Here is a 20,784-nt window from a genome sequence, read left to right as displayed (position 1 = left end):
GGCCGGGCACCGACACACGAACAACCAGGGGACATCATGATCAAGATCGACCGCCGCAGCTTCCTTGGGGCTTCGACCGGCGCGGCAGCGAGCCTCGCGATGCCGCATATCGCCCGCGCCCAGTCGCCTGTCGTCATGAAGATCGGCTCGGCGCCGATCAATGACCCGCAGCACGAGTGGATGCGGATCTACGCCAGGCATGTCGAGGCGCTCAGCGCAGGTGGCATCAAATGCGAACTCTATCCGGCGAGCCAGCTCGGCGCGATCCCCCGCATGATAGAGGGGACCCAGCTCGGCACCGTCCAGGCCTGGATTGGGCCGCCGGAATTTCTCACAGGCATCGATGCGCGCTTCTCCGTCCTCGGCGCTCCCTATGTTTTCAAGGATACGGCACACGCACAGCGGACGCTGCAGAACCCGGAGTTCGCAGACGCTTATGCGCAGCTCGGCGGCAACAAGGGACTGCGCGCGATCGGCATGTTCGCGACCTCTCCAGCGCTCTTTGCAATGCGCAACAAGATCGACGATCTCGGCGGCTTTAAGGGCCGCAAGATCCGCGTTTTCGCCTCCGCCTGGCAGACGGAGCCGCTGAAAACCCTCGGCGCCACTGCCGTGCCAATGTCGCTCGCCGAGGTGCTGCCGGCGCTGCAGCAAGGCACGCTCGACGGGGTCATGAGCTCGATCAGCCAGTTCACGACTCTGCGGTTCTATGATGCTGCTCCCTTCGCGGTGGATCTTGGCCACGCCGAGGTCAACATCGTCGTCGTCGGCAGCAAACGCTGGTACGAGGGGTTGGCGCCCAATCTCCAAAAGGCCGTCGACGAGGCCGGGCGCCTCGCCAGCACGGAGATCGTCGCGCCGACTGCCGCCTTCGTCGCCGAGCAGGAAAAAATCTGGACGCAGAACAAGGGCACCGTGCTCAAGATCTCCGCCACCGATCAGGCCCGTCTCAAGGCCGAGTTCGCCCCGGTCGCGCAGCGCGCGACGCAGGACAAGCCGGCAGAGAAGGCCATGTACGACCTGCTCGTAAAAGCTGCACAGGCTGTCGCATGAGCGCCCAGCCCACGTTCGCGGCGGCGGGCCATGTCGAACGCCAGCCGAGCCTGCCGCGCCGCTTTGGCGACGCGATTGCACTTGCCTGCAACTGGGCCGCCGCACTGGCAATCGCCGCCATCGTGGCGATCAACGGCGCGAACGTTATCGGTCGCTATGTGTTCGGCGCACCGATCGCCTGGGCCGAGGAGCTGATGCTCTATCTCATGGTGCTAGCGGTCTTCGCAGGTTCCGTCACTATCGCCTGGCGGCAGAGCCATATTCGCATCGAGGCGTTGGTCATGCGGCTTTCGTTCGGCACACGCCGCCAGGTCACGCGGGCGGTCGGCGTCGCTTCCGTCCTGCTGTTGCTGCTCCTTGCCAGGCACAGCTTCGACGTCGTCCAGCTGATGTACGAGTTTGGGCAACTCAGCGACGCGCTAGAGGCGCCGATGTGGATTCCCCAATCAGCTTTGACCATCGGCCTCTTGATGATCGCATTGATGATCGCGCTGCGGCTGTTCGTCTACGACCCGGAGCCGCAGACCCATCTCGGCGAGGAGTGATGCTGCAATGACCGGCTTTCTCGTCTTTGGCGCCCTGCCGATCGGCTTACTCGCCGCCGGAACGCCAATCTTTCTCGTCCTGCTGTTCGCCTCGGTCGCGGGAATCCTCTACCTCGGCGGCATCCCGCTCACCGCTGTCCATACAGCCATGTTCGGCGGCATCGATTCCTTCCCGCTGCTGGCCGTGCCCCTCTTCATCGTCGCCGGTGAGCTGATGGCTCGGGGCGGCATGGCGCAACGCCTCGTGGAGTTCGTGCTTACGCTCATCGGAGGCGTCCGCGGCTCGCTGCCGCTGGCGACCATCGCCTCGGCCTCGGTCTTCGGCGCGATGTCCGGCTCCGCCCTGGCCTGCGTCGCCGCGATCGGCCGCCTCATGATTCCTTCTATGGAAAAGGCCGGTTACAAGCGAACGGGCGCTGTCAGCCTCGTCACCGCGACCGGCGTCATCGACGTAATCATTCCGCCCTCCATCCCGATGATCATCTATGCCATTGCAGCGCAGGTCTCTGTGACAGACCTGTTCCTGGCCGGCATCGTGCCGGGCCTGCTTATTGCGGGGTTGCTCGCCGTCTATGTCCACATCAGGGCGCGCATGGACGGCATGGGAGCCGGCGCGCCGCTCGACTTCTCCTTGATCGTGCCCGCCTTCCGGCGCGCATTCTGGGCCTTCATGGCTCCGGTAGTGATCCTCGGCGGCATTTATGGCGGCGTCTTCACGCCTACCGAGGCGGCGGGTATCGCCTGCATCTACGCCATGCTCGTTTCGGTCTACGTCTATCGTGAGCTGAAGTGGGCCGAGGTGTGGGTGATCTTCTTCGACAGCTCCCGACTTATCGGCCAGATCATGATTATCGTGGCTGCAGCCGGGGCTTACGCGTGGCTGATCACGACGAGCGGCATCTCCGCGAAGATCGTGACCTTTGTCGCAGGTCTGGATCTCGGACCAGTCGCACTGCTGCTGCTGCTCAACGTCCTGTTGCTCCTAGTCGGCAGCTTGCTGGAACCGCCGGCGGCGATCCTGCTTCTGACGCCGCTACTCGTCCCGATTGCCACCAGCGTCGGCATCGACCCGATCCATTTCGGCATGATCGTCACGATCAACCTGGCTATCGGAATGTTCCTGCCGCCTTTCGGGCTCAACCTCTTCGGGGCGCACGCCATGTTCGGAACGCCGCTGCCGGCGCTCTATCGCGGGGTTGTGCCATATTTGATCATCTATCTAATCGCCTTAGTGGCGGTGACCTATGTGCCGGCGCTGACTCTCGTTCCGTTGTCCTGGCTCAAATAACAATTACCCATGACCAAGGCCTGACATGAATTATCCGGACGTGAAATTGTTCGTCGGCGGGCAATGGTGCTCCGCCGTAGCGGGCCGTAGCATCGATGTCAGCGACCCCGCTTCTGAAGAGCGCATCGGCGGCGTCGCCCATGCTGGGATTGCCGATCTCATCCGTGCCTTGGAGGCGGCAGAGTCAGGCTTTGCCGTTTGGCGGGAGATCTCCGCGTTCGAGCGCTCGAAGCTGATGCGCCGTGCTGCCGAGCTGCTGCGTTCCCGCGTCGATACTATCGCGCCGCTCATGACACTGGAGCAAGGTAAGCCGCTGGCAGAGGCTCGCACCGAGACGTTGGCAGCCGCCGATACGATCGATTGGTTCGCGGAGGAAGCGCGGCGGACCTATGGCTGGATCGTGCCGGCCCGCACAGCGGGCGTGCAGCAATCAGCGATCAAGGAGCCCGTCGGGCCGGTTGCAGCCTTCACGCCGTGGAATTTCCCGATCAACCAGATCGTGCGCAAGCTCTCGGCAGCGTTGGCGGCAGGCTGCTCGATCATCGTTAAAGGCCCGGAAGAGACGCCTGCCTCGCCCGCCGAGTTGATCCGCTGCTTCGTCGATGCAGGCCTGCCGGCTGGCGTCGTAAATCTTGTCTATGGCGATCCGGCCGAGATTTCCGATTATCTCATCCGAAACCCCGTCATCAGAAAAATATCCTTCACCGGTTCGACACCGGTTGGGAAGCATCTCGCCGCGTTGGCCGGCAGCCAGATGAAGCGTGCAACCATGGAGCTAGGCGGCCACGCGCCTGCGATCATCTGCGATGATGCGGATCTCGACGCAGCGGCGAGTGTGCTTGCGGCAGCGAAGTTCCGCAATGCTGGGCAGGTCTGCGTCGCACCGACGCGCTTCTTGGTGCAGGACGGCGTCTACCGCCCGTTCTTAGAAATGCTCGTCGAGGAAGCCCGCGCTCGGAAGGTCGGTTCCGGCCTTGATCCCGCCACGACCATGGGCCCGCTCGCCAATGCCCGCCGGCTTCAAGCGATGGAGGATCTCGTTGGCGATGCCACGCGCCACGGCGCGGCGATTGCTACCGGAGGACGTCGGATCGGCAACAAGGGACATTTCTTCGAGCCGACGGTGATTGCGGATGTGCCACTGGCAGCCCGGGTTATGTCGGAAGAGCCATTCGGACCGCTGGCGATCGTCTCGCGATTTTCAGAGCTCGAAGAAGCGATCGCCGAGGCAAATCGGTTGCCATATGGCCTCGCCGCTTATGCCTATACCCGCTCCACCGGGCGGACCTCCGCGCTTGCATCGAAGGTAGAGAGCGGCATGTTGACCGTCAATCACAACGGCATCGGCCTGCCGGAAGTACCGTTCGGTGGCGTCAAGGATTCCGGCTACGGTACCGAGGGCGGGCGAGAGGCCGTCGAGCCCTACCTCGTGACCAAACTTGTGTCGCTCGCCTGAGATGGCATCCCCACGGCCGGCCAACCGCCAGCTCGGGGCCCGCATCGGCGCCCTGCCCGCTCGTAGCCCGCGGGCGACGGCGGTTAACGGCAACTCCTGCTTCACCGGCGGCTTGCCGGATGACCGCGCCAACTCCTGGGCTCGAAAGAACCGCGACGCGCGGGCTTTCCCGGAGGCGAAAGCCGATCTGGGCAAACATGTTGTCGTACCAAAGCTTAATTATTCGAGAAGGCCACAAGAAGATGACGAAACAATCCGAGCAGGCTAGGCGGCTAGCCGAACTCTATGTGGAGCAACTGTCGGACTGGGCAAAAATCAAAACAAAGCCGTTGTTTGGCGCTGTTGCCCTCTACCGCAACGATCATGTTTTTGCCATGACCTGGCAAGGCGCGCTTTACTTCAAGGTCGATGCCGATTCCCGCGCCCAGTACGAGGCAGGAGGCTCCCAGCCACTCGGCTATAGCAGTGAAGGCGAGCACCACGCGCTGAAATCCTACTGGGCAGTCCCCTCAGAGATTCTCGAAGACAGCGACAAATTCTGCGAGTGGGCGGAGCGTGCTTATAAAGCTGCGCTAACAAGCCAGCGGAAAGCCTGATTTGAGCGACGGCACGCATGTCGAGATCGTCCGTCCACGGTCGCGTCGAGCGAAGGAGCTACGCAGGTCCATAGGCTCAATAAGCGGCAAAGACAGACTTGCCCTCATCGCTTGGAGTGATGCGACCAGATATCTTAAGCCATCGCCATCCGCTGTTCGATCTCGTGACGCATGCGCCGGACATGCCTTGCCGGTGGTGCACCGAATTGCCGCTGATACTCGCGGTTGAATTGCGAGGCACTTTCGTATCCGACGGCAAACGCAGCATCCGACGCGCTATGGCTGCCTGACAGCAACAGTTGGCGGGCCTCCTGCAGTCTGAGCTGCTTTTGATATTGGAGAGGACTGAACCCCGTCATCGCCTGAAAATGGCGATGAAGGCTCGCGCGGCTCATCCCGCTGGCGTCGCAAAGGGCGTCGATGCGAAGATGCGCGAAGGGGTGATCACGGATCCAGCCGATGGCGCGCCGGACACGGTCCAGGGCACCGTCGGGCCGTGCAATCTGACGCAGCAATCGACCCTGAGGGCCTTGCAACAGCCGGTAAAGCAGCTCGCGCTCGATCATCGGGGCAAGAACAGGAATGTCGCCTGGATTGTCGAGCAACGACAGCAATCGGAGCAATGTATCGCGAAGCGGAGCGGTCATTGGATTGATCGCAACGCCCATGCCTTTTTGATCGCTTTCGCGTACCGGCGGCATAGTCGCGGCTAGCTCCGCCAATAACGCCGGCTCCAGGACAAGTGAGACCGCGACATAGGGGCGCCCGGCACCCCCGTCGAGGATTTGCCCGATCAACGGCAGGTCGAGCGCGCTAATGAAATACTGGGCGCTGTCGTAACTCAGAAGAGTATCGCCGATCGCAACGCGCTTCGCCCCTTGCAGAATGAAGCAGATCATTGAGCGATAAAGGCAAGGTGCCTTGACTGCAGATTCCTGGCCTACCAGCATGTCGAGGCGAGGTATCGGTGTTTCCGTCAAGCCTGCAGTGGCATGACGCAAAACAATGTCGAGATGTGGCGCGAGATCTTTTGTCATATCTCCAGTATGACACGGCGCCGGTTAGAAGCCAAATCCTTGAGATAATCAGGCAAGAAGTTGAGCCGATCGGGCGGGTTCCGAATGCAGCTTTACCCTATCTTGGTTCAAACGAGGCGCCGACGGCGCGACGACCCAAGAAAGGCATCCATGACCCACCCGATCGCACTTATCACCGGCGCAAGCCGCGGCCTTGGCCGCAACATGGCGCTTCATCTGGCCCGACGCGGTGTCCACATCGTCGGCACCTACCGCAGTGGCGCAGCCGAGGCCGAGTCCCTGCGTCAGGAAATCGAAGCGCTGGGCGGCAAGGCGTCGATGCTGGCGCTCGATGTGACAGATACGGCGAGCTTTCCGGCTTTCGCCGCTGCCGTTTCGGAGACGCTTAAATCGGAGTTCGACCGGGATCGTTTCGACTATCTGGTCAACAACGCCGGCAACGGCCTGTTCTCGAACTTCGTCGATGCGACCGAGGAGCAATTCGCGTCTCTGGTTGCGACCCATCTTCAGGGTCCCGTTTTCCTGACGCAGAAGCTGTTGCCGCTGATCGCCGATGGCGGGCGCATCTTGAACGTCTCGTCCGGTTTCGTGCGCTTCACCATGGCGGGCTACAGCCTCTATGCCGCCATGAAGGCGGCGGTCGAGGTGCTTTCGCGTTATCTGGCCGTCGAACTGGGCGAGCGCCAGATCCGTGTCAACGCCATCGCGCCGGGCGCTATCGAAACCGACTTCGGCGGCGGCGCCGTCCGCGACAACGAAGGTGTCAACGCCTACGTCGCGCAAGGCATCGCGCTCGGCCGTGTCGGCCTGCCGGACGATGTCGGCCGGGCCGTCGCCGCGATTCTGTCGGACGACATGGCATGGGCGAACGGCACGACCTTCGACATCTCGGGCGGGCAGTTGCTGTAGCCCGTAGGCGATCACCTATCCCGACCTCTTCAGCGACGATCTGCGTCAGCATGATGCGATGATCACCGCTTGATCCCACCTAACCAACAAGGACCAAATCATGACCGAAGCATCCAAGAGCGCGCTCATCCTGATCGAATACGTAAACGACTGGCTCTCGCCGACCGGTGGGATCTATCCGTCGTTCCAGGATCGCGAGCAGGTTGACACCGCGATCGCCAATTCGAAGGTTGCACTCGCCGAAGCCCGCCGTCGCGGTATGCACGTGATCCACGCCTCGCTGAAGTTCGAGCCGAACTTCAAGGTGCTGGGCGAGGGCAAGTATGGCCTGCGCAAGATGATGCGCGACTATGGGTCGTTCCTGGGCGAGCAGGCGGATTTCTTCCCAGGCTTCGAACCTGCGGAAGGCGAGTTCGTCGTCCGCGAGCGCGGCGGCGGGAGCAGCGTCTTCGTCGGCACCACGCTCGACAGCTATCTGCGCAACAACCACATCTTCGACATCTATCTCGCCGGCTTCTCGCTGCGCCAGTGTGTCGAATCCTCCATGCGCAACGCCCACGACCTCGGTTACCACACCAACGTCATCTACGACGCCTCGGCCGGCTACACCCGCAAGCAGCAGGACGACTTCGTGACCGAGATCGCACCGTTCTACGCCAACGCCATCACCACGCACGATTTCGTGGCGCAGGCATGAACTCTCGTCGGGCCTGGTCCCATGACGGGGCCAGGCATTCGTTCAGGAAGTTGGAAGCGGGACGATGATAGGGATGGTGGTTAGTCTTGCGGTTGCACATGGCAGCGGCGACGATTTCGAACGTGCGTTCGCGATGTTGGCCGCCGCTGTCCGCGCCAACGAGCCCGGCAACCGACTGTACGAACTGTTGCGCTCGCAGACGGTGCCCGACAGTTACACGCTCGTCGAGATCTACGAGGATGAGGCCGCGCTTGCCGCGCACCGAGCGTCGCCGCACATGGCGAACAGCCGTCCGTTGACTGCGCCGTTCCTCGTCGGGCCGCCCGTCATGCAGACGTTCGACGTCGTATCCCACCTCGGCTGATGCGGCGGTGTCCCTGCTGATCCTTCACCGTTTTGATACGGGCGCTGCCCTATGGAGACATGACTTGGCCCAAGGGCACTTCTCGCGCTCGGCCTCATTGGCCCTTCTGACCATCGGCGTGATCGGCGGGATCATGCCTTCCTTGCAAGCCACGCTGCTGCCACGACTGGTCGAGGAAGGCAGCGTCTCTCTTGCTGGATTAGGGCAGGTGGCGATGGCGGAGGCGATCGGCACTCTGCTGGCCGTTAGCTTTGCCAGCGCCATGTTGAAGCCGCGTCATCTAAAGCTCTACGTTCTCGTTTCGGCCATGATCGGCGTGGCGCTCGACCTAGCGACAGCACGCCTAACCGGCCATGCAATCCTCGCAGCCCGCTTTGGCCATGGCGTGTGCGCGGGCACATTACTGTGGGTCTGGGTCGCATTCCTGACACGCTGCGATAATCCGGGGCGCTGGGTGGCGATCTATGTGTTGACGCAGGCAGCGACCCTGCTTGTGCTCTCATTCTGGCTTTCTTCCAGCCTGCTTCCGCAGGGCGGCGCGTTCGCCGGTTTCGCGGTGGTCGCCAGCCTCTATGGCCTGATCGCGTTACTCACGATGTTCACGCCTGCCCATTTTGAGTCGATTGCACGTGGAAGCACATCAATGCGGCCGAGCCGGATAGGATGGGTCGGCCTATTCGCGATCTTCACACTGATGGCTGCGATCCCGGCAACGTGGGTCTATCTCAAACCCTACGGCAAGCAGATCGGGCTCGATGAAACGATCACCGGAATGGCCGTGTCGGCGGCTATGGGCGCGCAGATTGCGTCAGGCCTGATCGGGACCGTACTGGCGGGCCGGGTAAGCAACGCCGCGATGGTTCTCTTCGTGATAGCGGGCAGCATCGCGTCGCTGGCGTTTATACTTACCGCCTACTCGGCCGCCACATTCGTCATCGGAACGGCAGGATTTGCTTTCTTCTGGATGCTCGGGTCGCCGTTCTACATGCCCTATCTGATCGACATCGATCCCAGTCGCCGCTCAGCTCTGCACATGACGACATCGCAGTTGCTCGGGGTGGCGGCCGGGCCTGCGATAGGGTCTATGGCGGTCGGTGGCGAGACCGTAACTGGCGCACTCGTCGTTGCGGCCGCGCTCTACGTCGCTGGTGCCCTCATTGTGGCGCTCACTATCTTGAATGCAAAAAAGTCTGGCCGAGCCTGAATATCCAACGATTCAACAAGGATCTAAAAGATGAAGCGCGCGCTCGTAGCAATGGTCGCTGTGATGTTTTCTACGGCAGCGTGGTCCAAAACGTGTGAAACTTCCCGCGACACAGGAGATGGTAAGATGCCGACGCCCATTGAGACAGTTAGAGCCTTCAGCGCTGCATTCTCGGAGAATCACGCGGAGGACGCGATCAGGCGATGGTTCACCCCGAGTACGGTCTGGATCAACGAAGGCTTGTCGATGACGACCGGCATAGAAGAGGCGATAAGACGACCCAGGTCGCCGGAGGTCGCTGCAGTCTATTTCGACATGCTCGCGATCGCCGCGGACGGAAACCGCGTGCTCACCGAGAGACTGGACCGCTTTGTGCGCGCTGACGGGAGCGAGGTCGCCGCACTGAAGGTGATGGGAATTTTCGAGATAGAAGGCGACTGTATCGTAGCATGGCGTGACTATTTCGACGTCAATCGCGCCAAACAAATGTCGAAAGATCGACAGTAAACCGCAGGGACTTACCCGACCATATCTGCAGATTGGTCGCGGCTATCCTATCAATTCTATCGGCGGTTTGGGTGGGGCGAATGCGCTCTATCGCCCAGGCCGGACCCTTCAGAGAAGTCATCATGCAAGAGAGTAGCCTTACGCTTATCAGCCATCCGCTTTGTCCGTTCGTTCAACGCGCGGCGATCGTCCTTTTGGAGAAGGGCGTGCCGTTCGAGAGGATCAACGTCGATCTGGCTAACAAGCCGGACTGGTTCCGGGCGCTGTCGCCGACGGGCAAGGTGCCCTTGCTGAAGGTTGCACTTGCGGATGGCAGGGACGCAACTCTCTTCGAAAGCATGGTGATCTGCGAGTATCTCGAAGAGACGCAATCCGGCGGCAGGCTCTACTCCGAGGATTCGCTGTCGCGTGCCCAGCAGCGCGCGTGGATCGAATTTGGCACGGCGACTCTCGCCGACGCCTGGCAATTCCTCAACGCGAGCGACGGCGCGACCTCGGACGCCAAGCGTGCCGCCTTCCGGGACAAGCTGCAGCAACTGGAGACAGCGGTCGCGGCGGAGCCCTATTTCAGCGGCGTTGCCTTTGGCATGGTCGATGCAGTGTACGCGCCCATCTTCCGCTACTTCGACATCCTTGATCCGACGGTATCGCAACCGATTTTTGAGGGTCTTCCCCGCATCACGGCATGGAGGGGGGCTCTGGCCGCCCGAGAGAGCGTCATTGCCGCAGTGGGGGAAGACTATGCGGAGAGATTTCGCCAGCACCTTCGTCTGCACAAGGCGCTTCTTGCAAGCTGAGCTGGATTCAGGCCGCCGAAATTCCGGCTTTCGGCGCCCACGGTCAATGAAAGGACCGAATTAATGAATGCTCACACAGTCGCCCACTCGGTCCGCTCATGGCTGGGCATTCCTTATGCGACCGCGAAGCGCTTCCGCCGCCCCATTCTGCTGCCGTTTGATCCCGACCGTCCATACGACCGGAAGGGGCCTGCGCCTTTGCAAGCTGGCGACACCAGCTGGCTTGAAGCCGACAACGGGGTGAGCGAAGAATGCCTGAATCTCAACGTCTGGGCGCCGGAAGGCGCCGGCAAAGAGCCGCTTCCGGTGATCGTCTATATCTACGGCGGCGGGTTCGAGATGGGCGCGAACACCCAGACGACCTCCAACCTCTCAGGCCTTGCAGCGACCGGCCGCGCAATTGGCGTGTCCCTCAACTACCGCCTCGGTCCATTCGGCTGGCTCTCGCTTTCGCAGTATGGGGGTGCGTTTGCCGACGCCACCAATCTCGGTCTGCAGGACATCATCGCAGCACTACAGTGGGTAAAGGCGAACATCGCCAGTTTCGGGGGCGATCCGGACAAGGTCACCGTCACCGGCCACAGCGCCGGTGCCTTCTGCACGCTCGCCCTCCTAGTCGCGCCTTCGGCCGATGGCCTTTATCACCACCTCGCTGCCTTCTCCGGCATGGCGTCACGTTTGGTGCCCGCTTGGGGGGCGGAAGAACGTGCGGAAGCGGTGCTAATCGCGCTCGGAATTGAGGACGATCCCGAGCAACTGCTGAATATCGACGCGATGGTGCTCGCCGAGACCATGAGCAAGTCGCAGCTGGCGGACCCTGGCGCACGACACGGCATCGACAACGATGTTATCGCGATCGTGGATGATCGCGCCCAGCCGGGCGGCATCATCGCGGATCACCCCCTGCGGGCCCTAGGGTCTGGTCGTCATCGGGATATCAATATCCTCTTTAGCAACACCACCCACGAAACCGACTGGTGGGTGCTTCACAAGACCGATGACTTCGATCCAGGAAGCATCAGTGAACTCGTCAGGGAATTCGCCACCCGGAACCGGATACCGCGCAGTCGCGCCCGACAGATTGTCGCTGCGTACGACATCGACGGGCGCACGCCCGTCCAAGCCCGCGGTGCGTTGCTCACCGACTTCTCCTTTACTCTGCCTCACGTCCGCGCCGCGCTTGCGCACGCCGCGGCCGGCGGCAACGCGCATCTGCTGTCGATCGGCCCCTCCGAGGGCGCGCACGCGGTGCATGGCACCGAGATGTATGGCATTGTCGGACAGGAGCGCCCAGGCGCCAGTGAGGAGCAGATCGCCCGGGACACCTTCGTCCGCGATAGCCTCCTGGATCTCGCGGAGGGAAACAGGGACCGTCTTTGGAGTGCTGTCACCGCCGAACCCACCACAAAAGGGATCGGCGACATGCCCTATGAAGCGACCGCCCATGCGGTCGAGGTTCTCAAAACATTCGAAGGGATCGAGCGACCCTGACGTGCCTGGCCGGGGTGTTGAGGCGGCAAGGCTCGATCTACTTCGTCAACTCGTAGCTGTCCTGAAGGAGCGCGAACACGTCTTTTCTCGATACCGATCCATCGAGGACGGCGGTGAGCCAGTGCTCCTTGTTCATGTGATAGGCCGGTCGAAATCCGGGCTTGTTCTTGAGGTCGTCGACTTTTGCCGGATGGCATTTGAGGTCGATGACATCGACCTCTCCGTCACCTTCGAGACCGAGCTTTTCCCTAGGCACGTTCATGATCAGTCCGAACCATTTCTGGTCATCCGGATGGCGAAGGGCCGCATAGTGCGGATACTTCTTGAACGGATAATCAGGCTTGGCGCCGAACGTCTTCTCGGCGTGGTCGAAAATTTCGGAACGTGTGATCATGCTTTTCTCCAACTAGATTAGCCCAATCACGGCTTCATGTGCGATCTTGAGGCGCCGGCGCGTCATCGGCCATCGGGCCTGCAATATCCCTTCCCGGTGGCACCCATTGACGCGGAGCAACGCGCGTCAAGCCGACCTTGGCTCTCTCAGCATCGCGAGCTGGCGGCGCTCCGAAGAGGCGCCTGTACTCCCTGCTGAACTGCGAGGCGCTTTCATAGCCGACGGCAAATCCCACTTCGGCCGCGCTTTCCTGCCCAGCGATCATGCGTCTACGAGCCTCGTGGAGCCGGATATACTTTTGATATTGAAGCGGACTCACGCCGGCGACGGCTTTGAAGCGATCGTAAAAAACAGACACGCTCATGCCCGCCACTGCAGCGACCGCCTTGAAATTGAGGCGCTCGGTGTAGTGGCCGCGGATCCAGGCCATGGCCTTGCGGATATACATCAGGCGCGAATCTGCTCCGGCGATCTGGCGGAGCAGTCCGCCGTGCGGCCCCATCAAAAGCCGAAACATGAGCTCGTGTTCAAGTGACTGCGCCATAACCGGAATTTCAGCTGGTCGATCAAGGAGCTCGAACAGTCTTCGCCAAGCCAACAGGAGGGACTCGCTGGCGGTGCTCAGCCCGTATCCCGATCCGATCGGCAATTCTGGCAACGCGGCCATCTCGAGTATGAGATTGGACAACAGGGCCGGATCCAGAAACAGGCCGACGGCGAGAAAGGGCTTGTCCTGCGACGCCTCGCAAATCTGACCTAGCGCAGCGATCTCCGCCGCAACGACCATGCTTTGGCCAGGGCCATACTCGAACATCTTGCCGCCGATAAACATGCGCTGCGTTCCCTGAATCACCAGGGACACCGCAGGATCGTAAATCATCGGGTCAACCTCGGTCGGATGGTCGAGTGAGTAGGAAAGCAGCCTGGGAATTAGAAGATTCGTCTGCCCGGCGTGCCGCATTGCCATGGCGCGAATTTTTTCCAGCTCGTTCATCGAGCCATATTGCCGCGATTGCCCGTTACTATCAACTATTCCGGAAAATCAGGCAATCGAGACATAAGATCGGGCATCGTGACGGAGCGGTTCGACCCTTATCCTGGAGGCCATCGCCGAAGCCATTCGGCCTTCAATTCACCTAAGAGGACTTACCATGCCCAGCCCCATCGAAACTGTCTCTACATTTTGCGCCGCGTTAGCTGAGGACGGCGGCAGACCTGCCGTGCGGCGCTGGTTCACACCCCATACTCGCTGGGTCAACGAAGGCGTTGCTGTGACGACGGGAATTGATGAGGCGATCGCCTTCATCGATCAAGGCGAGGCGTCGATGGGCATCGCGACAGTTCATATCGACATGCTTGCGATTGCTGCCGACGGTCACCGTGTTCTCACCGAGAGACTTGACCGGTTCGAGCGGGCCGACGGAACGGAAATCGGTCGCGCGAGAGTTATGGGCATCATCGAGATCGAAGGTGACAAGATTGTCGCGTGGCGAGACTATTTCGACGTCAATATCTTCCAGAAATTCGCCGCCAGCTAAAGAGCGCGCTCGCGAACGGTGAAACGGCGTTGGCATTACCCTTTCCGTGCTGGGCGCAGACGCTCAATTCAAATCTCGCTGATGAGCGTAAAAATCGCACGGACATCTGCAGTTATTCAAGAGCAGAGAGTCAACTCGCTCGTGTTTTCCGCAGTGACTAAATTCGCGCATCAATAACTGAAAGTTGCTTTGATGAAATCTTTGCTCATCGTCTTGACTACCGTAATGCTCTCAAGTGTTGCGTCGGCTCAACCATCTGAAACATCTACCGAAATAGAGGGCAGTAGAATGTTAACCCCCATCGAGGTCGTAAAAGCCTTCTCCGCCGCCATTCCTGAGGATGATGGCAAAGTTGCGATCCGTCGATACTTCACGCCCCAGACGGTTTGGGTCAATGAAGGCGTCGCAAAAACAACGGGCATTGAAGAAGCTATCGCGTTTCTAGAGCGTCCGAATAGATCAAAGAGCATCGCGGCAGTTCATTTTGACATGCTCGCTATCGCTGCGGACGGAAACCGCGTGCTAACCGAGAGGCTGGACCGCTTCGTCCGCGCCGACGGCAGCGAAATCGCTGCATTCAAAGTGATGGGTATTTTCGAAGTGGAAGGCAATCATATCGTGGCATGGCGTGATTATTTCGACGTCAACGCCGGAAAGAAGATTGCCCAAGACAATCGTTAGCACCCAAAGCTTTCACGTCTGTCTTTGAATACCAGGAGTTTATATTGTCAGAAGCCACCCTAGGGGCTCGCGGCCCGTTGCCATCAAGAGTTAACCAAGCTATTCAATCAGCACATTCATCGGGCCTCTCCCAAACAACTCCAAATTTGAATTGATCGTATTCGCGCCGGGCCGAGCCGCGGTTGCCCTCGCCTAACTGGTCATGAACCGCAACTTCAAGTCCTCCACCCCGATGAAGGCAATTCGCTTCGTCAGCCCGGCCCGAGACCTCCTGGAGATGAGGCGACTTCGCGTGCTGGACCCGCCGCTGGAAGGTTGCTAGCGATCGCAGGTCTTACGCCTACGCTTCGACTTCAACGCGCTCCTGCAGCCCCGCGTTGTGAGGCCGGCACTGCGCTTCAAATGGACGATCAAGGGTGGCGTACTGCGCCCTCGTCAGCCTCAGCTTGTAGCGATCGGTCTGCTGCATCAGGGACAGGTTTGTCCTTCTGACGTTTTTTCTGAAGAGAAGCTGGTTCCGAGCTGCGGACGAGGGCCGATCGCCGCGGGTGCCAAGGAGCCAATCCTAACTGGGTTCTTGAAGGGCGATGGAGCGGCCCCTCCCCTATCGCGATTGCTGTCTTAGGCCAGCATGTAGGCCGTCTTGACCGTGGTGTAGAACTCCTTGGCGTAAGCGCCCTGCTCGCGCGGGCCATAGCTGGAGCCCTTCCGGCCGCCGAACGGCACATGATAGTCGACACCCGCGGTCGGCAGATTGACCATCACCATGCCGGCCTCGCTGTTGCGCTTGAAATGCGTCGCATGCTTCAGCGAGGTCGTGCAGATGCCGGAGGAGAGGCCGAACTCGGTGTCGTTGGCGACGGCCAGAGCCTCATCATAGTCCTTGACGCGGACGATGTTGGCGACCGGGCCGAAGACCTCCTCACGCGAGATGCGCATGGCATTGGTGGTCTCGGTGAACAGCGCCGGCTGGAGGTAGAAGCCGGGGGTGTCGCGCTTCAGGAGCTCGCCGCCGAAGACCAGCTTGCCGCCCTCGTCCTTGGCGATCTGGATATATTTCAGGTCCTGGTCGAGCTGGCTCTGGTCGACCACCGGGCCGATATGGGTGCCGGCCTTCAGTGCATCGTCGACGACGACGGTCTTGAGGCGCTCGATGCAGGCCTCGACGAACTTGTCGTGGATGCCGGCCTGGACGATCAGGCGCGAGGAGGCGGTGCAGCGCTGGCCCGTCGAGAAGAAGGCGCCGTTGACGGCGACTTCGACGGCGATCTTCAGATCGGCATCATCGAGCACGACGAGCGGGTTCTTGCCGCCCATCTCAAGCTGGACCTTCTTCATCGGATTGCCGGCGATGCAGGCAGCCGCGACCTTGCGGCCGGTCCCGACCGAGCCGGTGAACGAGATGGCGGAGACGTCCTTGTGCTCCAGCAGCGCCTGGCCGACGATCGAGCCGCGGCCCATGACGAGGTTGAGCGCGCCCTTGGGCAGGCCAGCACGCTGGATGATGTCGACCAACGCCCAGGCCGAGCCCGGCACGAGATCGGCCGGCTTGATGACGACGCAATTGCCCCAGGCCAGCGCCGGCGCGATCTTCCAGGCGGGGATCGCGATCGGGAAGTTCCAGGGCGTGATCATGCCGACGATGCCGACCGCCTCGCGGGTGATCTCGACACCGACGCCCGGACGCACCGACGGCACCATCTCGCCGCCGAGGCGCAGGCACTCACCGGCGAAGAAGGCGAAGACCTGGCCGGCGCGGGTCGCCTCCCCGATGCCTTCGCCGAGGGTCTTGCCCTCCTCGCGCGAGAGCAGGCGGCCGAGCTCGTCCTTGCGAGCGAGAATCTCCTCGGAGGCCTTCTTCAGGATGTCGTAGCGCTCCTGGGGGGTGGAGCGGCTCCAGGCCGGGAAAGCGGCCTTGGCGGCGGCGACCGCGTTGTTCAGATCCTCGACCGAGCCTTGGGTGTACTCGCCGACCACGTCGTTGGTGTTGGAGGGGTTGATGTTGCGCGAGGCATTGGCGCCACCGGCCCATTCGCCAGAGATGAGGTTTTTGAACGGTCCAGACATATGTCACACCTAACTTGCTCGACCGGTGGATCAAGCGTCCTTGCTTGGAGAAGTCTCACGCAGGCGCAGCTTGGATAGCGAGATCAAGTTGTCCCACCTCAACGGCATGAAACCGCGCAGCACGCCGGTTGCGTCGTTATTCGAACCGCACAGATATCTGACCAAGCCGGGCGACACGCGCTTCTAGCAGCCCAGCGACAGCGATGGGCAGCACTCCGCACAGGCTCCCGGTGGTCACGACTTGCCCAGCCTTCAGTCCCCCGAGATTATCGCTTTGCGCGTTTGCATAGGCGAGCAACGGCAATAGCGGGTCCTTCGCGGGATGAGTTGCAGGCGCTTTGAAAATTGATTGTCCGGCCAATGTCACTTCACAGTCGAGGCCATTGATCTCGTCGAGTGCCGCCGGGGAAACGGTGTCGCCGACGACGTAAGCCCGGTTCCCCAGGTTGTCCGCCAGAAACGACAGGAATGGAACGCCCGCGGGATTCGCGAACCGTCCTCCGATCACTTCAATTCCCAGCACAACCTTGTCGATCGCGTCGAGAATATCTGAGCGCTCGTAGAACCCGCCCACACGGCGCGGGAGATCGCTACGGAGGATAACCGCCAGTTCGACTTCGACAGTGAATTTGCTCGAAAGCGGGATCGATGAGGCGTCGGGATATACGGCCAGAAGCGGGGCCGCCACCGGCAGCTGCTCCGGACCAATCGCCACTTTCCAACCCGCGACGGGGCGAGCTAGCCGCTCTCGCACGGAAGCTTGTATTTCCATAGCGATCGCTGGATTTGGCGGCACCGGTAGAGAAGGCGCATCAAGCCCCGCGCCCGTCAGATGAGCGCGGATCAACTCCTCTGCGAGTACGTCTCTTTCGGTGCTGGCAGAGTTCTGAAGAGCCATCCTGACCTCATTACCTAGGGCCGATTTAGGCCGGTTCTGACACGAAGAAACGAATGCATTTGCAGAGGCCCAGACGGTAGGCGGCCGTGCTTCTACGGCGCTTGCAGAAGCTCGTCGCCCACCGGGAAAGGCGCCATCAGGCAGCGTCGGCCACGACGGTCTGCCTCTGTTCGCCGAGCCCTTCTATACCGAGTGTTATGACCTGGCCGGGCTGCAGATATGCTGGCGGCTTCATGCCCTGAGCAACGCCAGCCGGTGTTCCGGTGATAATCACGTCGCCTGGGTGAAGCGTCATGAGCCCGCTGAGATAGCTCACAATCTGAGCGACGCTGAAGATCATGTTGGCAGTTGTGCCGTCCTGGCGCCGGACGCCGTCGACATCGAGCCAAAGCCGAAGCGCTTGGGGGTTCGAGACCTCGTCAGCACTGACAAACCAAGGCCCGATGGGCCCGAAAGTGTCGCAGCTCTTGCCCTTCGTCCACTGACCAGTACCCTCACTTTGCAGCGCCCTTTCAGACACGTCATTGGCGAGGAAGTAGCCAGCCACATATTCGAGGGCATTCTCCTCGGACACGTACTTTGCCTTCGTTCCGATGACGACGCCTAACTCGACTTCCCAGTCGAGTTTGCTGGACCCGCGAGGCTGGACGATGTTGTCGTTCGGGCCGACGATCGCGCTCGTCGCCTTCATAAACACGACAGGCTCGGCTGGCGCTTGGTTGCCCGTCTCTCGTGCATGATCGATGTAATTGAGCCCGATGCAGATGAACTTGCCCACGCCGCTGAGGCAAGGTCCGATCCGATCTACCTGGGTAACGACAGGCAGCGTTTTGGGATCTAGTGCTGCAATCTGACGAAGCCCATCAGGGGTCACGGACGCACCGTTAACGTCTTGAACGACCCCGCTGAGATCCCGAATTGTGCCGTCGCTTTCGAGAAGAGCAGGCCGCTCCTCGCCCGCCGGTCCGTAGCGAAACAACTTCATCTTTGACTCTCCGTGAACTGCGGGTAGACTGGATTGCCCAAGGTCACCCGCTTGGCTTTATGGTGCGATCACTGCGCCTTCGTCAGCGCCTCGTCGTAACGCTTGACGACTTCCGCGTAGGCGTTCTCGGGCGTCTCATCTCGCAGAACCATCCGCTGGAATGCTTCGCCAAGAATGGTGTGGAAGGTCGACAGAATCGGGGAGTAAGCGACGGCCTGACCGCGCTGGCTCACCAGTTCGGCCCACTGCTTCTGATTGCTGGCTGCCTCGCTCTGCAGATAGGGAGACGTGTATGCCGACTTCCTCGACACCACCTCGCCGCCTTCGGCCGCAATCGCTTGGGCCTCTGGGGAAATGACGAACTTCATGAAGGTCCAGGCGGCGTCTTGCTTCTTGGAGTTCTTGTTGAGAGCGATCGTGTAGCTGTAAACGGTCTGCTTGTCGGTGCCAGAGAAGGACGGCGCCGGCGCCCAGCCCAGATCGTCGCCCGCCCCTTGGGTCTGAAGAGTCTTAAAGCGATACAGGCCAAAGTTTGTCATCGCGATCGTGCCGGATCGCAGGCCGTCATGGACCTCGTTGATTCCCATCTGCGCGCTGCGCAGAGATGTGACTTTACACTTCGTGAAGAGATCTTTGATCGTTGTGCCAGCGCGGATGAAATTCTCTTTCGAGAAAGCGATCTTGCCATCAGGAGCGAAGTACCGGCCGTCGGGGCCAACCAACATCGTGCTGAGAAAGAACTCCGCGAGGCTTTGAGCGCCACCGATTCCGCCGGTTGCTCCGAGCGGAACGGCGAAGCCGTTTATGTTCGGCTGTTTGAATTTTGAGCCCGCAGCGCAAACCTCGTCCCATGTCTTCGGCGGCGTCACGCCCGCTTCCTGGATGGCGCCCTTGCGGAACGTCAGGATTGGGATGCGGAAATCTTGGGGAAGAGCGAAAAGCTTCCCGTCGATCTGGGACGTCGAGAGCGGGAGCAGCCAGTCATCGTCAGGAATCCCGTCCTTTTTGACGAGGTCATTCAATGGGACGAGATTGCCCGTGGCTGCGTACTCCGGAAGACCAAAGCTTACAACGCGGATGACATCTGGCGTGTCACTACGGGATTTGACCGCCCTGGTGACAGTCGCGCCAGTTGGATCGACCAAGAGCTTGATTTTGATGTCCGGATGCTTGCTCTCGAAAGCCTGGATCATCTTTGTCTGGGCGGCAGACCGAGGATCATTTGCATTGTTGGGGTCGAGGAAAGTCGAATAGACGATTTCCGTCGCCTGGGCGGCGGCACGCTCTGTGAATGAAGCGGATACGCTGGCGCAGACCGTCAGTGCCACCGCTGCCTTGATCATCGCGTGTCGTGACTTAGCAATCATGAGTGTTTCCCCTTTACTTTCGTTGGAATTGCTGGCGAGCAGCTATGGCTTCTCGTCGGTTAGCCTTTCACAGCCCCTGCAGTGAGGCCGGAGATGAACCACTTTTGAACAAGGCCGAACATGAGAATGACCGGCATAGATGCTACGACGACGAAAGCCATCATGTACGACCACGAGATGCCCACCGCGTCGAAGACTTGATTGACCAGGGCAACCTGAAGAGTGCGCTTAGCGACCTCGGGCGCAAAAACAGCAACCGTGATGTAGTCGTTCCAAGTTGTGACAATTCCGATCGTTGCGACTGCGGCGATGCCCGGCCGGATCAGCGGAAGAATGAGGTTCCAGATGATCTGAAAGCGGTTGGCTCCATCCATAAAAGCGGAGTCTTCGATCTCCACGGGGACGGCTTCGACGAAGTTGGCAATAAACCACACAGTCTGAGGAATGATCCTCGCCGATAGAATGATCGTCACGACGATCCCGCTGTTGAGCAACCCGATCGAGTCCAGCAGGTAAAAAGTGGGGACCAAGAGCGCGACGCCTGGTACCATTGAGGTCGCCAGAATCGTCAGCATCAGAACCTTCTTGCCTTTGAAGGAGAAACGCGCGGCTGCGTAGCCCGCAGGGATCCCGACCGCGAGCGCGAGAGCCACGGCGCCAATGGAGTAGGCAACAGAGTTCCAGAAATCCCGAAAGAACGACTGGTCGCGGAAGACCTTGAAGTAGTTCTCCAGCGTCGCCGTGCTGGGCCACAGGGTCGGCGGCACGGCCACCGCTTCGACTTCTGTCTTAAATGAGGTCGCCAGAGCCCAGGCCACGGGCCCGAGAACAACGACCGCAAAAAGGAAGGACATGAGGATTGCGGGGACACGCCCTGTTTGGCGGCCAGAGGATACAGCGGCACTCATCT

22 protein-coding genes are annotated in these 20,784 nt (G+C 60.7%); 14 read left to right on the top strand and 8 right to left on the bottom strand.

What is annotated here, in order from left to right:
• Positions 1–36 precede the first annotated feature (36 nt).
• From ACQKLX_RS21625 to ACQKLX_RS21605, 5 genes are all read left to right on the top strand, one after another.
• Positions 37–1,053 (top strand): TRAP transporter substrate-binding protein, encoded by a 1,017-nt coding sequence (locus tag ACQKLX_RS21625; RefSeq protein ID WP_427363619.1) that lies wholly within the window; start codon positions 37–39, stop codon positions 1,051–1,053.
• Complete coding sequence (locus ACQKLX_RS21620; protein WP_427363618.1) at positions 1,050–1,598, top strand: TRAP transporter small permease; 549 nt, start codon at positions 1,050–1,052, stop codon at positions 1,596–1,598. The genes ACQKLX_RS21625 and ACQKLX_RS21620 overlap by 4 nt, the downstream gene beginning before the upstream one ends.
• 7 nt (positions 1,599–1,605) lie before the next feature.
• A complete protein-coding gene (locus ACQKLX_RS21615) occupies positions 1,606–2,886 on the top strand; it encodes a TRAP transporter large permease (RefSeq protein ID WP_427363617.1) in 1,281 nt (426 codons plus the stop codon).
• A 25-nt stretch (positions 2,887–2,911) separates the two neighbouring features.
• Positions 2,912–4,342, top strand: coding sequence for an NAD-dependent succinate-semialdehyde dehydrogenase (locus ACQKLX_RS21610; protein WP_427363616.1), 1,431 nt, complete (start codon positions 2,912–2,914; stop codon positions 4,340–4,342).
• Positions 4,343–4,461: 119 nt separating this feature from the next.
• Positions 4,462–4,938 (top strand): TfoX/Sxy family protein, encoded by a 477-nt coding sequence (locus ACQKLX_RS21605; RefSeq protein ID WP_427363615.1) that lies wholly within the window; start codon positions 4,462–4,464, stop codon positions 4,936–4,938.
• 134 nt (positions 4,939–5,072) lie between these two features.
• Here the strand turns inward: ACQKLX_RS21605 and ACQKLX_RS21600 are convergent, their stop codons facing one another.
• Positions 5,073–5,975 (bottom strand): AraC family transcriptional regulator, encoded by a 903-nt coding sequence (locus tag ACQKLX_RS21600; protein WP_427363614.1) that lies wholly within the window; start codon positions 5,973–5,975, stop codon positions 5,073–5,075.
• Positions 5,976–6,125: 150 nt separating this feature from the next.
• Between ACQKLX_RS21600 and ACQKLX_RS21595 the strand changes: the two genes are divergently transcribed.
• The 7 genes from ACQKLX_RS21595 to ACQKLX_RS21565 all read left to right on the top strand — a co-directional run bounded on the left by ACQKLX_RS21595 (position 6,126) and on the right by ACQKLX_RS21565 (position 11,944).
• Complete coding sequence (locus tag ACQKLX_RS21595; RefSeq protein WP_427363630.1) at positions 6,126–6,884, top strand: SDR family NAD(P)-dependent oxidoreductase; 759 nt, start codon at positions 6,126–6,128, stop codon at positions 6,882–6,884.
• Positions 6,885–6,984: 100 nt separating this feature from the next.
• Positions 6,985–7,581: a cysteine hydrolase family protein gene (locus ACQKLX_RS21590; protein WP_427363613.1), complete on the top strand. Its 597-nt coding sequence runs from the start codon at positions 6,985–6,987 to the stop codon at positions 7,579–7,581.
• A 64-nt stretch (positions 7,582–7,645) separates the two neighbouring features.
• Positions 7,646–7,945, top strand: a complete 300-nt coding sequence (locus ACQKLX_RS21585; RefSeq protein WP_427363612.1) for a putative quinol monooxygenase — start codon at positions 7,646–7,648, stop codon at positions 7,943–7,945.
• Positions 7,946–8,009: 64 nt separating this feature from the next.
• Positions 8,010–9,149 (top strand): hypothetical protein, encoded by a 1,140-nt coding sequence (locus ACQKLX_RS21580; protein ID WP_427363611.1) that lies wholly within the window; start codon positions 8,010–8,012, stop codon positions 9,147–9,149.
• Between the two features lie 30 nt (positions 9,150–9,179).
• Positions 9,180–9,656: a limonene-1,2-epoxide hydrolase family protein gene (locus tag ACQKLX_RS21575; protein WP_427363610.1), complete on the top strand. Its 477-nt coding sequence runs from the start codon at positions 9,180–9,182 to the stop codon at positions 9,654–9,656.
• Between the two features lie 122 nt (positions 9,657–9,778).
• Positions 9,779–10,453, top strand: a complete 675-nt coding sequence (locus tag ACQKLX_RS21570) for a glutathione S-transferase family protein (RefSeq protein ID WP_427363629.1) — start codon at positions 9,779–9,781, stop codon at positions 10,451–10,453.
• 63 nt (positions 10,454–10,516) lie between these two features.
• Entirely contained in the window at positions 10,517–11,944 is a 1,428-nt protein-coding gene (locus ACQKLX_RS21565) for a carboxylesterase family protein (RefSeq protein WP_427363609.1), read from the top strand.
• A gap of 37 nt (positions 11,945–11,981) precedes the next feature.
• Here ACQKLX_RS21565 and ACQKLX_RS21560 read toward each other — a convergent pair whose 3' ends face one another.
• Complete coding sequence (locus ACQKLX_RS21560; protein ID WP_427363608.1) at positions 11,982–12,338, bottom strand: MmcQ/YjbR family DNA-binding protein; 357 nt, start codon at positions 12,336–12,338, stop codon at positions 11,982–11,984.
• A gap of 34 nt (positions 12,339–12,372) precedes the next feature.
• Positions 12,373–13,332: an AraC family transcriptional regulator gene (locus ACQKLX_RS21555; RefSeq protein ID WP_427363607.1), complete on the bottom strand. Its 960-nt coding sequence runs from the start codon at positions 13,330–13,332 to the stop codon at positions 12,373–12,375.
• 157 nt (positions 13,333–13,489) lie between these two features.
• Here ACQKLX_RS21555 and ACQKLX_RS21550 point away from each other — a divergent pair, with 157 nt between their 5' ends.
• Both ACQKLX_RS21550 and ACQKLX_RS21545 read left to right on the top strand, forming a co-directional pair.
• The gene (locus ACQKLX_RS21550; protein WP_427363606.1) at positions 13,490–13,876 is read left to right on the top strand and encodes a limonene-1,2-epoxide hydrolase family protein; all 387 of its coding nucleotides are present in this window, start codon (positions 13,490–13,492) and stop codon (positions 13,874–13,876) included.
• Between the two features lie 288 nt (positions 13,877–14,164).
• Positions 14,165–14,557: a limonene-1,2-epoxide hydrolase gene (locus tag ACQKLX_RS21545; protein ID WP_427363605.1), complete on the top strand. Its 393-nt coding sequence runs from the start codon at positions 14,165–14,167 to the stop codon at positions 14,555–14,557.
• A 621-nt stretch (positions 14,558–15,178) separates the two neighbouring features.
• Here ACQKLX_RS21545 and ACQKLX_RS21540 read toward each other — a convergent pair.
• From ACQKLX_RS21540 to ACQKLX_RS21520, 5 genes are all read right to left on the bottom strand, one after another.
• On the bottom strand, positions 15,179–16,624 hold the full coding sequence (locus ACQKLX_RS21540; RefSeq protein WP_427363604.1) for an aldehyde dehydrogenase family protein: 1,446 nt from the start codon (positions 16,622–16,624) through the stop codon (positions 15,179–15,181).
• 136 nt (positions 16,625–16,760) lie between these two features.
• Entirely contained in the window at positions 16,761–17,522 is a 762-nt protein-coding gene (locus ACQKLX_RS21535) for a fumarylacetoacetate hydrolase family protein (RefSeq protein WP_427363603.1), read from the bottom strand.
• A 136-nt stretch (positions 17,523–17,658) separates the two neighbouring features.
• A complete protein-coding gene (locus ACQKLX_RS21530; protein ID WP_427363602.1) occupies positions 17,659–18,507 on the bottom strand; it encodes a fumarylacetoacetate hydrolase family protein in 849 nt (282 codons plus the stop codon).
• 68 nt (positions 18,508–18,575) lie between these two features.
• The gene (locus ACQKLX_RS21525) at positions 18,576–19,850 is read right to left on the bottom strand and encodes an ABC transporter substrate-binding protein (RefSeq protein ID WP_427363601.1); all 1,275 of its coding nucleotides are present in this window, start codon (positions 19,848–19,850) and stop codon (positions 18,576–18,578) included.
• Positions 19,851–19,933: 83 nt separating this feature from the next.
• Positions 19,934–20,782, bottom strand: a complete 849-nt coding sequence (locus ACQKLX_RS21520; RefSeq protein WP_427363600.1) for a carbohydrate ABC transporter permease — start codon at positions 20,780–20,782, stop codon at positions 19,934–19,936.
• Positions 20,783–20,784: the final 2 nt, after the last annotated feature.

This window comes from Allobosea sp. NPDC003192, assembly GCF_050275675.1.
Lineage (GTDB): Bacteria > Pseudomonadota > Alphaproteobacteria > Rhizobiales > Beijerinckiaceae > Allobosea.
Note: the sequence above shows the minus strand (reverse complement) of the source record. Positions and strands in the feature narration are given on the sequence as shown.